Origin of the sequence: Paraburkholderia sp. UCT31, assembly GCF_014397655.1 — a bacterium.
Lineage (GTDB): Bacteria > Pseudomonadota > Gammaproteobacteria > Burkholderiales > Burkholderiaceae > Paraburkholderia > Paraburkholderia tuberum.
The window spans coordinates 1-13,930 of sequence record NZ_VZQP01000045.1 but is presented as its reverse complement, the minus strand read 5'-3'; the positions used below and the strand labels follow the sequence as shown (position 1 = coordinate 13,930).

Genomic DNA, 13,930 nt, shown 5'->3' with positions numbered 1-13,930 from the left:
CCAGTAGCGTGACCCCTGGTGTCGTGAGTTGGAAATTCGTTTCATTAATTGGTTTTGCTGCCAGCGGTGACGAAGTGCTGCTTGAAGAGGCGTTCAGATTCTCGCAGGCCGTCCTCCGTCAGCACCACGGATTTTTCTTTGTTGACCGGATCGGCAATGAGCCCTCGTTCATGCAGTCGGTTGAGCGCATCCCAATCGAAGCTTTTCCAAGCCCGGCTATGGTCATGCAGGGTCAAATAGAGGAGCGCGAGGACAGCATCGTCAATCGCCGCAGTATTGATGTTCATGGCGTTCATCCTGATACCATCAGCTGCCATCGGCAGCGTCTGCTGCTTCATCCTGTTCTGCCTTCCTTATTCACTCCGATCTATAACGCTCGGAGTAGCTCTGCGGTGGCCTTGATCAGCTTTGCCCCAGATGCGGGTCGGTCTAAGTCTCGAACGGCCGGTTGCCGATCATCACGACGTGGTGTGCGCCATGGACAGTAGCTCGTAGTTCCAGCATGTTCCGCGGACTTACAGCAAAACGCAGGACATCGCTCCCCGACACGAGCGTTCCAACCGGAGCGCTCGTACTATTACGCGAAAGCTGCAGCAGATAGAGACCGGACGACGCGCTCTCTACGCGGTTCGCATCGCGTGACACCAGCACCATGACTGCATGCCCTTCTTCGTCCTTCGGGCAGGAAATCTCAGTGTCGAAACTGCCGCCATCGAAATGCACGGTGTAGAGGCCCAATCCACCGATCCGATGCCTGGCATCCTCCAATGCGCGAAACGCTCCACTGCGTATCGTCACATCGTCGGTGAAAGTGGTGGCAGGCAGGGTGTAGCGAGGCTGGGGTTCTTTGAAAACACAGTCCGATAACTGGACGGATCCGACAGGTCCGTCAGATCGAACGACCGAAACGCCGAAAGACTGCTGGATGTTGACACCGGAAACGCAGGAGGAGACGTCGAGTTCTCCTATGAACGCCGGGACGAGGACGCCATGACCAAGGTAAGGATCGTCCCATCCGGCGCCAACGGCACCGGTTCGCTTGCGATGGTCGCGATAGCCGACGCGTTCCATATAAACGCCGTTGAAGACAGCCGATTGGCATGCATCAACCAGCACCGCTGGACGCGGCGAGTAAGCGTGCGTTATTTGCATGAAGACATTGCTATTCGAAGGGCGCGCATAGCGCGCCATGACGCGTATGCAGAATCCGCAAATGCCCCGATAGGGATACGCCCTCGCCGGTGACGCGGCATTAGTCCGCGCGCTGAGTCTGCGCTCGCTGTTGATTGACTTGAAGAACGTGGCATCGAACCATTGATCGATCTTGCGCTCATCGTCGCCATAGACGCGGTCATAGATGTTACGTACGTTGATGATGGTGCACTTGTCCGCGAAGCCGCCTCGTTCGTTGTAGTCGTCGTTGCGATCGACCCATTGCCCTCCGACAAGAACAGGGACGCCCGTGCGCAGCGCCTCGATATTGCTGAACGTGCACTGTTCCAGCACAGCCGCATAGATACCCACCCCGCAGCCGACAAAGTGAAGTCTGTCAAAGATGCAGCCTGCGAGCGTCGCGGACAGGGCGCCAAAAGCCATGAAGCAATCCACGCATGTCAGATTCTCGAGCCCTGCATCCATCGCCGTGTCGAATTGATCGAGCAAGCCGAAAGTGACTGGCTGCGACGCGTCCGCCATGCCGTAGCGATAGTTGCCCTTCACTACGGCGTTATGCCCATATAGTTTGACCCCCGGCCATACGCCTACGCAATAGGGCTGTCGCATGGCAGGCTCAGACGGGAGTCTTCCGCCTTTTCCCTGCTTAACCGTGCCATCGTCGTGACAAGGGATGGCCAGCGTTCCGCGCGCGGCTGCAAGGTAGAACGTGCCGTTATCAAGCACAACGCACTGAGTCCGGCCCGTCGACGCATAGAGCGATCCTGCGAATGCGACGGCGCGATTGATCGCGTCACCGTCATCCGTCGTGCCGTCACCGCGTGCACCGAACCATCGGGCATGGATGTCGCCCTCGAATACGCGCTTCCAACGCTTTCCGCTTTTCGAAACCAGCACTGTGCCACCGTTGTCCCGGCTCGAGACGTCGGTAGGATCGAGCCAATAATATGCAGCATCCAAATCGCGTTCGCCCGCAGCGTGCTGAAAAACGAGCAGTCTCGTAAGCGGTCCGCCGTAGTCACGCAAGCTGGCGTAGCCCTGAATCGGACCTTGCGCAAGCACAAATTCAGCGAGGTGTCGGATTTCGGTGTATGCGAGCGAAGACCTGGTGACTATCACCCTGTCGTCGGGCGACAAGTCGCTCACGGGCTGCATCGAGGTCGAACCGCTCTGCGTGTGCGACGGCTGCAGTCCCGATGCCTGCCGCTGCGCCGCTTGTGCAGATGCGCCAGACAGGCTGAAGCAGGCGGCCATGATTCTCCTCAAGGCTCCACGTCTGTTTTTGAGCGCGTCCCCCGCCAACCGCAACTTTTCCTGGAAGTCGGCCATACGTTCAGAAGGTGGGTGTGAAAGTCACGAAAGCGGACCGAGCGACGCGTGCGCAAGAATCTGCTTCCTGAAGAGGCCAATATAGACGCCATAGTCGGCGATGATGCTCGCAATGATGGACGACCAGACCACCCATTCCACTGTGCCGAACGTCAAGAGCAGACATACCTTGAGCGGAATGGATACCGCACTAAAGATCAGCACGGCAAGCAACTGCGGGCGCAATTCGCTCATTCCATTCAGAAAGATGGTGAAAGCGTTTCCCATTGCTTCAACCACCGCCAGTATCCCCGCCGCGCACAGCAATGAGAAAGGTACAGCCAGGTGATTGCCCGTCCAAACCTTCAGAAGCCAGGGGGAAGCTGCCAGAATCAGCGCGCTTGTCAGCACCGCGATGCCGCCCGTGACGCCCATGGACACCTTCAGCGTGTGCCTGATGAACATTTTCTCACCGCGCGAGTGTGCGTCGGCATAGAGACCCCAGAGCGGCCCCGACAGCATGGCCATCCCGACGGTGATCGCCTGGAACAACCGCTGCGCAACGGCCAGTGTCGCCACTTCCTTCGCGCCGAGAATGTTTGAAACGATCAGGGGATCGCATGCGCTGCCGCATATCATGCCAAGTTGAAGAATCAGGAACATGCTGCTCGTCCGCAGTAGCAGCCTCGAGTCTTGCCACCCCGTTCCCAGCCATATGCCGCGATGAACTCGAAAAATCCCCTCACGTCGAAGACGCCAAACGAGAATCAACGTCGAGCCGACCTGCATGCCATAGGTAGAAAGCACGAGATACGGCAACGGTGCGCGATAGCGGTTGCAGAGATAAAGAAGCGGTAGCGAGAAAAAGTATCCGATCGCAGCAGCGATATGTGGCTCCCATGCTCGCTGAAGACCATGAAAAACCTTTCTCACGCCGCTTAGTGGGATGTTCACGCAAAACAGCGTGATGAAAACCACGGTTGACTCCATCGCTTCTCTTGTGACGTCTGCCGATTCGATCTTGAGCAGCCTTTGGAAGTCCAGCAACCTCACGGCACCAACGAGCACAGCTCCAGCGGCTGCGCCGATCACCACGAGCAGCAGTACGCCGCGAGTCGCAATCGTCTGCAGTTTCTCTTGATCGTCGCTCGTTTTCGCGTCCGCAACCAGGTTGACGAGGCCATTCGCCACGCCAAGGTCAAGCACCGACAACATCACTGCGAGGCTTGATATTGTCATCCAGATGCCAAAGCGCTCTTGCCCGAGATACGGAAGCGTTAAAGAGACCGAGAGCAGCACTACCGCAAAACCCATCGCGGCACTCACCGCATTGCATGCAGCGGAACGCGCGGCGCGCACATAGCGATCCCTGTCGCGCCCTTCCGAGGCTCCGATACCAAACGGCAAGCGACGAAAACAGAGCCGCAGGATGGAGACCGGTGCGCGCACGAAAAAATTATCTGCAAGCGGCATTGGAGCGTGTGATCCTCTGACGCTGCTCTTCCGCGAATGAGATGTCCCGGAAGGGGCAGCAACGGTTGAGCGTAAAATCGCGCTGACGAACTCAACTTCCTGCGACAGCCATCCTGCACGCGTGTGTTAAAGCAGAAATGCTTACGCTACCTGCTTGCTCATCAACGCGATATAGTTCTGCGCGACTCTGGAGATATGAAACCGATTGTTGAAACACTGCTTTGCCGAACATTGCATCGCAACCTTCTCGTCGTCCGGCAGCATTGCCCATTGCGTCAGAAGGCGGGTGATACCCTCTCGCGTGTCGTCGTCCACGAACCCGGCTCCATCGGCAACGACCTCTTGCCAGATTCCGACCTTATCGGTCAAGAGCACCGGCACGCCGCACGCTAGTGCTTCGGCCACCACCACGCCGAAGTTTTCCTGATGCGAGGGCAAAACCATGACGTCGGCAGCGCGCAGCAGGGACCACTTGTGCGCCCCCGTTACCATGCCAGGCCAGCTAACACGATCCGCGATGCCGAGCCGCACGGCCTCGCGACGCAATCTCGCTTCGAGTCCATGATCATCGGGGCCTGCGACGACGAGGCGATAGTCGGTGCTCAAGTTCTGGAGATCGTGAAACGACTGGATTAGCAAGTCGCAGCCCTTCTTCTCGTGAATTCGCCCGAGAAAAAGGATAATCTTGCCCGGCGTCGCTAGCGAATGCCGCTGCGCAACGTCCAACGTTTCCGTCGAAGGTGGCGGTGCCGTGCCAATCATCATCATCAGCTCCTTCGCCCTGTACAGCGGAAACGCCAAGCGCGCCAGTTCGCGCTCACTGTCGGTGGTGAAGAGAACCCCCTTCGCATTGCTGATGACATGACGCTCCACAAATGTCCAATAGACTAGCTTCTTGGCATGTTTCAACGGGCGGCCGATGTTGAACCATGGATCGAGCATGCCGTGCGGCATCACGAAATATGGGATCTTTTGCGGAAGAAGCGAGAGAACGGCCGCCGCGCTGTGGAACTGCCATATGCCGTCTACGATAATTGCATCGTACTGCTTCGCATGCTGTGTCAGCCACCCAACAAGCCTGAAGTTGAGCGCGTATTTGCCAGCGTGGTGGCCTAGCCTCACAACCAGATCGAAAGCATTGTCGTCCGATTTGTCAGCATCAATCGATGAGTCAAGACAGACAATGTCGGTAGTGTGTCCGCAAAGCCGGAGCTCCGTCGCGAGCCGTTTGAGCGCCTCAGCAGGACCACCATACCTTCGCTCGATTGACGAGATAATGTGAAGGGTTCTCAACGCGGGATCTCCGGCTGACACTGACATTCATCATAACGCGCATGCGCGGTTCAACTCTTCAATTCTTCGCTTAACGTAGGGCGATCGACTTGCGTTCTCGCCGCCCTCATCTTCTCCCTGACTTTCAGAACGATGAAGTACTCATAGACCGACTGCAGCGTCGCATACACCAAGCCCGGGTGTCCGTCGAGAAAGCCTCGACGAACGAAGTAAAGTAAAACGAATTTGATCACCGGGCGGCATGGAAGCTGGTAGAACAGGCGCTTTTGATGATAGCGGCGAGTCTGAAAATCGGCCGCAAACAGCGCCTTGGAAAGGCTGAACTTGTTGCCGTTCGCCTTATTGCGAAGAAACTGATCTGCTTCCAGCGAACTGTAGGCGTTATGCCGTGAAAGCCAGTGCGATAGCCCCTTGCTGAAAGGGAAGTGATCGAGATAGCCGTCGAGCCGGCCAGTCTTGCCATCCACCACGGTGACGGGATTGACGAGCCGTTCATAGTGGATATGCTCGGGTCTGAAAAGCCGAACGAAGTACGGTGAAGCCTGCACGTGCCTGAGCCACCTGTCATTGAAGAAGTCGCGGCGTCTAATCTGAAACGCCACCGCATCGCCGGCGTTCGAGACCGCCGTTTCAATCTCCGGCACGAGCAATGGGGGAACGCGCTCGTCGGCATCCAGATACAGCACCCATTCGTGCTTGAATGGGATGTTTTTCAATCCCCAGTTCTGGTGAGTGGACCAGTCGTCGAATGGTCTGGAGATCACGTTCGCGCATACCGAGCGGGCGTACGCGACGGTCCCGTCTGTGCTGAGCGAATCAAATACGTGGATGTCGTCGGACCACCCGATGACGGTCTCAAGACAACCAGGCAAATCCTGTTCTTCATTCTTCGTCAGCACTAGTACAGACACTTTGCTCATTGGGCTCTCCGTGCTTGACTCTAAGAGAAATCTTCCTTGCTGGCATGCCGGCATACACAGTCCACTCATCCAGCAGACTCCGCGTTACCACTGATCGCGCGCCTACAACCGCTCCCGGCGCGATATGAATGCCAGGGCAAACGAAGACTTCAGAGCACACCCACGCGTCCGATCCCACAATAATCGGCTTTGCAGTTAGCTGAAACGTCGGATGGTTGTAGTCGTGACTTCCTGTACAGAGCTGCGCGCCCTGCGAGATCGTGCAACGCTCACCTAACGTGATGCGTTCGATGGAATACAAGTTCACTCCATTGGCAACGCCTGTAAAGTCGCCGATCGAAAGATTCCATGGCGCCCAGATGCGCACACGCGGATAGACGTGAACACCTGCGCCTATAGTGGCCCCGAATAGTCGCAGAATCCAGCGACGCCACGCATGAAAGACACGCGGCGTCGGCACGAAAAAAACGATGTAGATGACGCCCCAAAGAACCCTCAGAAATCTGTTCGACAACGAAAATGAAGGTCCCTGTCTCGAATTCACGCCTTTCAGGATGATGCTGGGATGAACGCCTTCCCGGTTGATTGCATCTTCAGGCATAGACTCCTCTCTCAACGGACCATCGTAGCGTCCACACGGTTCAATACCCGCGGTTGGCGGAAAGCATCAAGCTTTTGGCGGGGTGCTGCCGGCAGCGTGCTGATTGACACATCGCATCCCCAGCAGCAGGAGCATCATAGTCGGATTCGCCCCACCTCCCGTCGGCAAGACTGACGTGGCAAGCAGCTGGACATTCGCGACACCGAAGAGGTTGAGGTTTTTGTCCACCACGCCATCGGCGGGGCAAGCACCCATGCGAGTCGAACCTGTCGGATGGAAGATGCCTTCTGCGTTATCGATGTTGGCCCAGATTTGCTGTGGCTGGATCGATTTCCATAAGCCAAGCGAGGCGAATTTGCTCGTTCTCCAAGTTCTTTTGAATAGTTCCGATGTCTCGATTACGTTTTCTTTGTCTTCCGTGGACAACCTCCAGTTGATCTCTGCGAGTGGCAAGCCGAAGCGGTCGCAGCACGTATCGCTGAGAGTGATACGATTGTTGGGAGATGGAAGCTGCTCAACCACCGCATGGACAATCAGGCGCGAGTGGGCGGGAAACAGTAGACGTTTGTTCACGAGCCTCCACCACATAGCGCGCGCAAGCCAGGGGGTATTCGCAATCAAATCGAAGATTACTCGTGGCGGCGGTGACTTACGACGCTGTACATTCCGGAATATCTCCCGTAGCACATCAAAGCCACCGGGTTTCTCAACCTCGAACCCGATGTGGCAGAAACCTGGCGGCAGATGCCGCCGCGCCTCCGCTTGTGGCGCTAGCTCGAAACGAATATTGCGCATTGAACCGGCGGCGCCGAATCGAAAGCCGACGATCTTATTTAGCAAAGCGCTTTCGGAGGCGACGATTTCCGCTACTTCTGCGGAAATATGATCCGTGAAGTTATGACCGAGCGCAGACGTAATGGCGGAGACGGCTCCATTGTTCTGACGGTCGATTAGCAATGCCAGACGGGTTGTTTCGATCGCGCCAGCGGCGACGATGAGCTTCCTCCCCGAAATAGCTAGCCTGTCACCATTTTGCGATACCGCTTCCAGTCGGACGCCTTCAGTCTGAGTTTTGATTTTGACGACATGGGCATTCAACCAGACCTGAAGGTTGGCTGCCGCAGCGACGTCAGCGTCCAACAACGCCGCTACATTGCGCTTCCGGAATTCTGGCCACTTGGCGAGACGATTGACATGGGTCCCACCGAGCTCGAACGGAAAGGAGACGTCGGAATACGGTCCCGGTTCCAGGGAGAATAGCCGCTCGACGTCACCGATGAAAGGGCTTAGTTCATCGAGTGAGATCGGCCAGTGGGCATTGCAGAGATCAGAGTTTTGGAAGGGAATGAGGGCACCGCCCCATCGCATCGAGGTACCGCCCAGGCATCGGAAACGTCCGTGCGAGGCACCCTTGTAGAACATCCCCTGCTGGACGACTTCATTGAGCGGATGCGTGTCCTCTTCCTGGCGCAATCCGCCGGTTTCCAGGCAGATGACGGTTGCGCCTGTCTTGCGCGCCAGTAGTACGCTGATCGGTAGGCCGACGGTTCCCGCGCCGATGACTATGAAATCGGCTGCCCGCGAAATCGCGCCCTGCCCGCCCAGGTCATTGAGCATCGGCCGTTTCCTCCACGAGCCGGGCATATTGCTGCAGCCTGGCCAACTGCTTCGTGCTCACGATGATTGCGCCATTGGTATTGCGAAGTAGTGCCCGACGCAGAACCTCTGTCACGGACAGCGGCGACCCCTCCTTGCGGGACGCGGAGACATAACCATAAGTGATCTGGAAGGGCTTGCGGTAGCAGGTCAGTACGTCAGCCTCGCGACCGGAGAGACTGTCGTGGACCTGAATGAAACGGGTCAGTTCCGAGCCGGCAGCGAGGAACGGTTCGACCTTATCCGTAGTTAGCGCGAGGCCGAAAGTACGGATTGTTCCGTCGCGTAGGAGACTCTCGAGCCATTTCAACCATTCATCAGTATTGAGCAGGGAAAGTTCAGGCTCGTGCAGCGCGTAGATGTCGATAGAGTCACGCTTCAGACGACGCAAACTGCCCTCGAGTGTTCTCTTCGCTCGGGCGACTGAAAAGTCCACCGTTGGACCCGAGATGGCCTTTATGAAGCGCCCTGTCGCCTTGCGAACAAAAACAGCGGCCCCGCTTTGCTCCTCGCCGCCGGGCGAATAGATACCGACTTTGGTGGTGACAGTGACCTCCGGTCGTGCTTTGAGAACGTGGCCAAGATCGCGCTCGGCCAAGCCAAAGCCATAGTAGGGGGCCGTGTCGAAATGGGTGAACCCGGCGTCCACCGCAGAGAATAATAGTCGTCGCCTTGCTTTTTCGGGGCCACTGTTGAAAAGACTGGCGGTGCCGAATATGAATCGCGAAAGTACGATGGGAGTCCCGGTCAACTGAACGCTTTGCACGATTAGCTCCCGCTAAATGCTCGTCAAGCCCGCGCCTTGAATTGAATGACGAGAATGTTCTACCCACGATCAGCGTTACCCCGACGTGAAAGGAATATAAGCGCCGCGCCCTGATGCCCCCCGGTCAAGACGGAAATTGGCAAGAAGTTGTCGGCTTTCGCCCACCGCGAGTGGGAAGAGACCGGCACCAGGCCTCCTGCGCCCACACGACTAGCGATCATATGTCCTGGCTGGCGAAGCCCATCTAGGCGAGGCACGACAAGCATTTGTCCGACCGGGCAATTGGATATCTGCGATCTTCGAATCAGGAAAGCGAACGCGCAGCTTTGACACAACGCGAATACGAATGCGACTGCGAGCAAGACACGGAACGATAGCCTCCATCAGAGTCCGAACGCATGGGTCGTACATTCCCGTGCCCAACGCAGACTTGATCTTCTTTTTCCCAAGATGTGGATTACTCAATGAAAGTGCTGATAATCTCGCTCAACTATGCCCCAGAGGTGACAGGGGTGGGAAAGTACTCCGCGGAGCTTGCGGAGTGGCTCGCATTACAGGGGCACACGATACGCGTGATAACCGCGTCTCCATACTATCCTGAGTGGCGCATCAAGGCTGGCTATAACGCGTTGACGTACTCGACTGAGCAAATCAACGACGTTTCCGTCATACGCGTTCCCTTCTGGTGCCCCAAGCGCCCGTCGGGTCTGAAGCGCGTGCTACATCTGATGAGCTTCGCGGTCTTCGCGAGTCCGGCCGCCCTATGGCAGATCGCGTGGCGTCCGCACGCCGTGTGGCTCGTAGAGCCACCTTTGTTCGCGTCTCCCGTCGCGTTGTTCGCCGCCCGCGTCGCCAGCGCCTCATGTTGGCTTCATGTACAGGACTACGAAGTCGACGCAGCGTTTCGACTGGGCATATTGAAAGGCCATGTCGCAAGAAAGCTGGCTTTGCGCGTGGAAAGATGGTTGATGTCACGCGCCGACGTCGTCTCGACACCCTCCGCAGCGATGACACGGCTCGCCGTGCAGAAGGGGGTCTCCTCGGAAAAAGCTTTCACCTTTCCCAACTGGGTCGATACTCAACACGCGCATCCAAACAGCACGGACAACCCCTATCGCGCGCAGCTCACCATCGGCCACGGAGCGCTGGTCGTCCTCTACTCAGGCAATCTCGGACTTAAGCAAGGTCTGGAAATCATTGTCGACGCTGCAAAGCTTCTCACGTGGCGCGCGGACATCATGTTCCTGATCTGTGGCGCTGGACCAGCAAAAGATGTCCTGCTCGAAAAGGCCCGTGACGTACCGAACGTCAAGTTTCTCGGGCTGCAACCTAAAGAGCGGTTCAATGAATTGCTATCGCTTGCGGACATACACGTCCTTCCACAGCTTGCGGGCGCCGCGGATCTCGTCATGCCTTCGAAGCTTGGCCCAATGCTGTCGAGCAGCCGACCGGTAATTGCGACTGCGAATGAAGGTACCGAGTTATGGAGCGTCATCAACTCGGTCGGCGTCGCAGTCGAGCCCGGCTCTTTCACGGCATTGTCACACGCCATCCTTCGTCTCGCCGACGACCCGTCGCTTCGTGAGCGCCTTGGCACCCTCGGACGGCAATACGCCGCATCCAATTTCTCGAAAGAAACGATTCTTCTCCAGTTTGAGGCACGGCTTCGCAGCTCAGTTCTCGGCAAACGAGACCTCGGAGACCGCGCGACGACGTAGGCCCACTTAACAGTCTTCGGATCCGGTGCTAGCGCAAATGAGCGAGATCCAGCTTGCTTCGTAAGCCTCACAAGGTATCCTAAGGAGGCAGGGATGAATTCAGAAGGGCTTAGTGCTGACCTTCCCGTAGACTGGACGGATGAGGAGTCGGAGTTCTTTATGCGTGCAGTGGAGGCGATCGCACTGGCCTACAAAGAACAGACCATCACGCTTGAAGAGGCCGGAGACCGGATTTGTATGGTTGCGGTCACGAGACTCGGTGAAGCCATGGGCATGAATGATTCAATCAGATATATTGGCCGGGACTAGATCTGAAGCGGCTTCGCCTTGCAGCGCTTTTCGTCCACCCAGACGTCGACACCTGGACTTTTGCAGACCTTCCCTACTAATTCACCAAGGTATGCGGCCAGTTGAACGCGCCGTAGTTTCATTAAGTCAAAACTTAGCCCTGTCCGGCCGATAAAGGTTGAAAGTAATTGGTGGGATTTTTTTTCACGCGGTAAGTTAGGCGTGTAACGATATTTACGTGGCACAACTCCTCATTATTTCGCCAGTTTATCTTGAAAGACTACTATATGAAGAATACGCTTGAACCAGGAATACCGATATATGGGAATCTCGCTGATTCGCATCAGGCGCAGACTCCCGATATCGTTATACGAAACGGGAAGTCGATGCTTTTATTACTATTTTCTTTCTGATTACCGGGGTTGCTGCCTATATTGCAGTGACGCCTCTGCTATTTTGAAGCGGACACCTTGCATCTCGACATTGAGGCAAGGCCGCTGCATTTTCCGCTGACAGTCGTTTTTATCGCGCGCCGCGACCCGGATGCCGGGCTTGCACCACCGCCCTTCGGCAACGTATTTTTCTCGCCTGAAACCTTGTCGATTAAAACGGCAAGGATAAATCTGAAAACGAGAAAATCGAAGTCCGATGACACATGGAAATCCTGTCTTCTTTCCGTGTGACGAATAGAAACCTGCCGAACTGGAGGCCGCATGACGCCAATCTTATCTGACGCGCTAGCACCGCTTGATTGTCCGAGACAGGACATTCGGTCTGTTCAGTGTTCGACAATCGTGAAGCACGTGGCGATTATTTTGTATGACGGATTTTCGTTGCTGGCCGCCGGTACGCTCGCCGAAGCTCTGCATGTCGCTAATGAATTACAATCGCAAAGTTCGAATCATTCCGTGACATATCGCGTGAACCTCATCTCGGCTCGCGGTGGAGGGGTTGCGTGCTCGTCATCGATGATGGTTTGGACAGAGCATTTTTCCACGCGCGATTTCGATCGTCTCGACAACCTCTTCATTCCCAGCGGAAGTGGTGTCGCGCACGCCTCCGTCGACGACAACCTCATTGATCTGTTGCGACTGGTTTGTGCAAGAGGCGTCAGCGTCACCGCGATCGGGAATGGGCACATGGTTTTGTCGGCTGCCGGCGTGGCGCGGTGCGATTGGCCTTCGATGAAGCATGATATCCGTCTCCGATCGTTATCCGCGAGCGCTGCGGAGCATGATCGCGATCAGGCTTTGGTGACCTCGCTCGCACTGCTCAAGATGGATCTGGGAGCGGAGTTGGCCGCGCGCGTGGCGGACCGTCTCGGCTCGGATGGCGGGCGTACATTGGCCCCCGCGTTCGAAGAGATGGATGCAAAGACGCTCGCCGAGAAAGCGCGTGCGTCGGCGCGTTGGATCGTCCAGAACTGCGCGAAGCCCATATCGGTGGGCGATGCGGCGCGCACGTCTTCGATGAGTGAGCGCAATTTCCTGCGTCTGTTCAAACGGGAGCTCGGTGTTACGCCTTCAAAGTACCTTCTTGGTGTGCGGCTCGATCTTACGTGCAAGCTGCTCGCCAACAGCGATCTTCCGGTGGACAAGATCGCTCGTAGAACCGGTCTTAGCAACGGAGAGAGACTGTCGAAGCTTTTCCGTAAAGAGCTCTCGATGTCGCCTACTGAGTTCCGGACGCAGAGTCGACGAAAGAGTTGACGTACGAACAGCAATCCAGATGCGCAAGTGGGGAGTCACGTCAAGCGCACCGGTGAACCGCCCCGGGAATCGTGGAGGCTGGTTGGTTTAAGTTAATGCGAGTTCGGCGACCGTTGTTTCAAGTTGCCGATAGTAGTTTGTATATGAACGTCTCCCGTTTGAGCAAGCTCTCTTGTGCGTAGACGGACAGGATGGGTTGCAGCTGTATATCCGGCCTTGCTGCAGCTGGTTCTTCCGCTGCGGGCCACTATGGAATCCGCTGACCCGCACCTCATTTTTCTCACGAGCTCGGAACTCCTGGAGCCATTCAGGTTTAGTGAATCACGGTCCGACCTGTGTTGCCATCACTCTCGATTCCCGACGCAACCTTCGACGCTCCACTTCAACAGGGTCAATTTCTTACGAGACGTTTCCCACTTCCGCTGGATGTATGCTCACGTATCCCTTCTGGTACGGACGATCATTGGCTAGTACCGCCCAGATCGTCCGCGCCATTCTGTTTGCCAGTGCGACAATCACCACGTTCGGATGCCACCGCTTTTTCAGCTGCTCGACCCACGCGCCTGGTTCTTTCGCATTTATCAACACCCTGCGTGCACCGTGGATTAGCAGCGCTCGCAAATATGTGCCGCCGCGCTTACTTATGCCGTGAAGGTTTACCTTGCCACCCGAACCGGTCTGCTTCGGCACCGACGCCCGTCCTTTAGCCGTAACTTCGCCGTACTCGGTTAGCAGTCCGCGCAAGCCGTTGGTTTGCATGGTCCGGAACTTCACAAGTTGCTCGCGCATGCGATGCAGCGCCAGCATTGCCTGCTGCATTTCAGTTTTCACCGCAACGGCCTTGCTAGGGCCTGTTCACGCTAATAACGGGCTTGCGAACGTGCCTTTCCGCGCGTAGTGCAAGGAGAGAGGAGCGCCGTTTGGCCGAGCCAAACAAGCGACGACCGACGCCGCAATACGCGCGGAAAGGCACGTTCCCCTGTTTTAAAAAAATCCTTCCCGGGGCTGGCCGCCAGAAGGGCCGA

12 protein-coding genes and 1 pseudogene are annotated in these 13,930 nt (G+C 56.6%); 4 read left to right on the top strand and 9 right to left on the bottom strand.

Going from position 1 to position 13,930, the window contains the following annotated elements; all coding sequences use genetic code 11:
- Positions 1-44: 44 nt before the first annotated feature.
- From F6X40_RS30155 to F6X40_RS30120, 8 genes are all read right to left on the bottom strand, one after another.
- On the bottom strand, positions 45-287 hold the full coding sequence (locus F6X40_RS30155) for a DUF6429 family protein (protein ID WP_187630375.1): 243 nt from the start codon (positions 285-287) through the stop codon (positions 45-47).
- A 142-nt stretch (positions 288-429) separates the two neighbouring features.
- A complete protein-coding gene (locus tag F6X40_RS30150) occupies positions 430-2,427 on the bottom strand; it encodes a hypothetical protein (RefSeq protein WP_187630344.1) in 1,998 nt (665 codons plus the stop codon).
- A 99-nt stretch (positions 2,428-2,526) separates the two neighbouring features.
- Positions 2,527-3,954 (bottom strand): lipopolysaccharide biosynthesis protein, encoded by a 1,428-nt coding sequence (locus F6X40_RS30145; protein ID WP_187630343.1) that lies wholly within the window; start codon positions 3,952-3,954, stop codon positions 2,527-2,529.
- Positions 3,955-4,095: 141 nt separating this feature from the next.
- Complete coding sequence (locus tag F6X40_RS30140; RefSeq protein WP_222946200.1) at positions 4,096-5,247, bottom strand: glycosyltransferase; 1,152 nt, start codon at positions 5,245-5,247, stop codon at positions 4,096-4,098.
- A gap of 50 nt (positions 5,248-5,297) precedes the next feature.
- Positions 5,298-6,167, bottom strand: a complete 870-nt coding sequence (locus tag F6X40_RS30135; protein WP_184071426.1) for a glycosyltransferase family 2 protein — start codon at positions 6,165-6,167, stop codon at positions 5,298-5,300.
- The gene (locus F6X40_RS30130) at positions 6,130-6,768 is read right to left on the bottom strand and encodes a putative colanic acid biosynthesis acetyltransferase (protein WP_221307854.1); all 639 of its coding nucleotides are present in this window, start codon (positions 6,766-6,768) and stop codon (positions 6,130-6,132) included. Before F6X40_RS30130 ends, F6X40_RS30135 begins: the two co-directional genes overlap by 38 nt.
- Positions 6,769-6,834: 66 nt before the next feature.
- A complete protein-coding gene (locus F6X40_RS30125; RefSeq protein WP_187630341.1) occupies positions 6,835-8,385 on the bottom strand; it encodes a GMC oxidoreductase in 1,551 nt (516 codons plus the stop codon).
- Entirely contained in the window at positions 8,375-9,190 is an 816-nt protein-coding gene (locus tag F6X40_RS30120; protein WP_187630340.1) for an aldo/keto reductase, read from the bottom strand. Before F6X40_RS30120 ends, F6X40_RS30125 begins: the two co-directional genes overlap by 11 nt.
- Before the next feature lie 464 nt (positions 9,191-9,654).
- Here F6X40_RS30120 and F6X40_RS30115 point away from each other — a divergent pair, with 464 nt between their 5' ends.
- The 4 genes from F6X40_RS30115 (at position 9,655) to F6X40_RS30100 (ending at position 12,905) form a co-directional block, all read left to right on the top strand.
- Positions 9,655-10,908: a glycosyltransferase WbuB gene (locus tag F6X40_RS30115; protein ID WP_184071432.1), complete on the top strand. Its 1,254-nt coding sequence runs from the start codon at positions 9,655-9,657 to the stop codon at positions 10,906-10,908.
- Positions 10,909-11,001: 93 nt separating this feature from the next.
- Complete coding sequence (locus tag F6X40_RS30110; RefSeq protein ID WP_187630339.1) at positions 11,002-11,217, top strand: hypothetical protein; 216 nt, start codon at positions 11,002-11,004, stop codon at positions 11,215-11,217.
- Between the two features lie 449 nt (positions 11,218-11,666).
- Positions 11,667-11,879: a hypothetical protein gene (locus F6X40_RS30105; protein ID WP_187630338.1), complete on the top strand. Its 213-nt coding sequence runs from the start codon at positions 11,667-11,669 to the stop codon at positions 11,877-11,879.
- A 120-nt stretch (positions 11,880-11,999) separates the two neighbouring features.
- Positions 12,000-12,905, top strand: coding sequence for a GlxA family transcriptional regulator (locus tag F6X40_RS30100; RefSeq protein WP_316251861.1), 906 nt, complete (start codon positions 12,000-12,002; stop codon positions 12,903-12,905).
- A 399-nt stretch (positions 12,906-13,304) separates the two neighbouring features.
- Here the strand turns inward: F6X40_RS30100 and F6X40_RS30095 are convergent.
- Positions 13,305-13,754 (bottom strand): annotated as a pseudogene (locus F6X40_RS30095) (transposase); the annotation flags it as partial.
- Positions 13,755-13,930: the final 176 nt, after the last annotated feature.

Excerpts from the sequence above, each read along its gene's own strand:
- F6X40_RS30155 (WP_187630375.1), bottom strand. The coding sequence starts at position 287 with ATGAACATCAATACTGCGGCGATTGACGATGCTGTCCTCGCGCTCCTC.
- F6X40_RS30150 (WP_187630344.1), bottom strand. The coding sequence starts at position 2,427 with ATGGCCGCCTGCTTCAGCCTGTCTGGCGCATCTGCACAAGCGGCGCAG.
- F6X40_RS30145 (WP_187630343.1), bottom strand. The coding sequence starts at position 3,954 with ATGCCGCTTGCAGATAATTTTTTCGTGCGCGCACCGGTCTCCATCCTG.
- F6X40_RS30135 (WP_184071426.1), bottom strand. The coding sequence starts at position 6,167 with ATGAGCAAAGTGTCTGTACTAGTGCTGACGAAGAATGAAGAACAGGAT.
- F6X40_RS30130 (WP_221307854.1), bottom strand. The coding sequence starts at position 6,768 with ATGCCTGAAGATGCAATCAACCGGGAAGGCGTTCATCCCAGCATCATC.
- F6X40_RS30125 (WP_187630341.1), bottom strand. The coding sequence starts at position 8,385 with ATGCTCAATGACCTGGGCGGGCAGGGCGCGATTTCGCGGGCAGCCGAT.
- F6X40_RS30115 (WP_184071432.1), top strand. The coding sequence starts at position 9,655 with ATGAAAGTGCTGATAATCTCGCTCAACTATGCCCCAGAGGTGACAGGG.
- F6X40_RS30110 (WP_187630339.1), top strand. The coding sequence starts at position 11,002 with ATGAATTCAGAAGGGCTTAGTGCTGACCTTCCCGTAGACTGGACGGAT.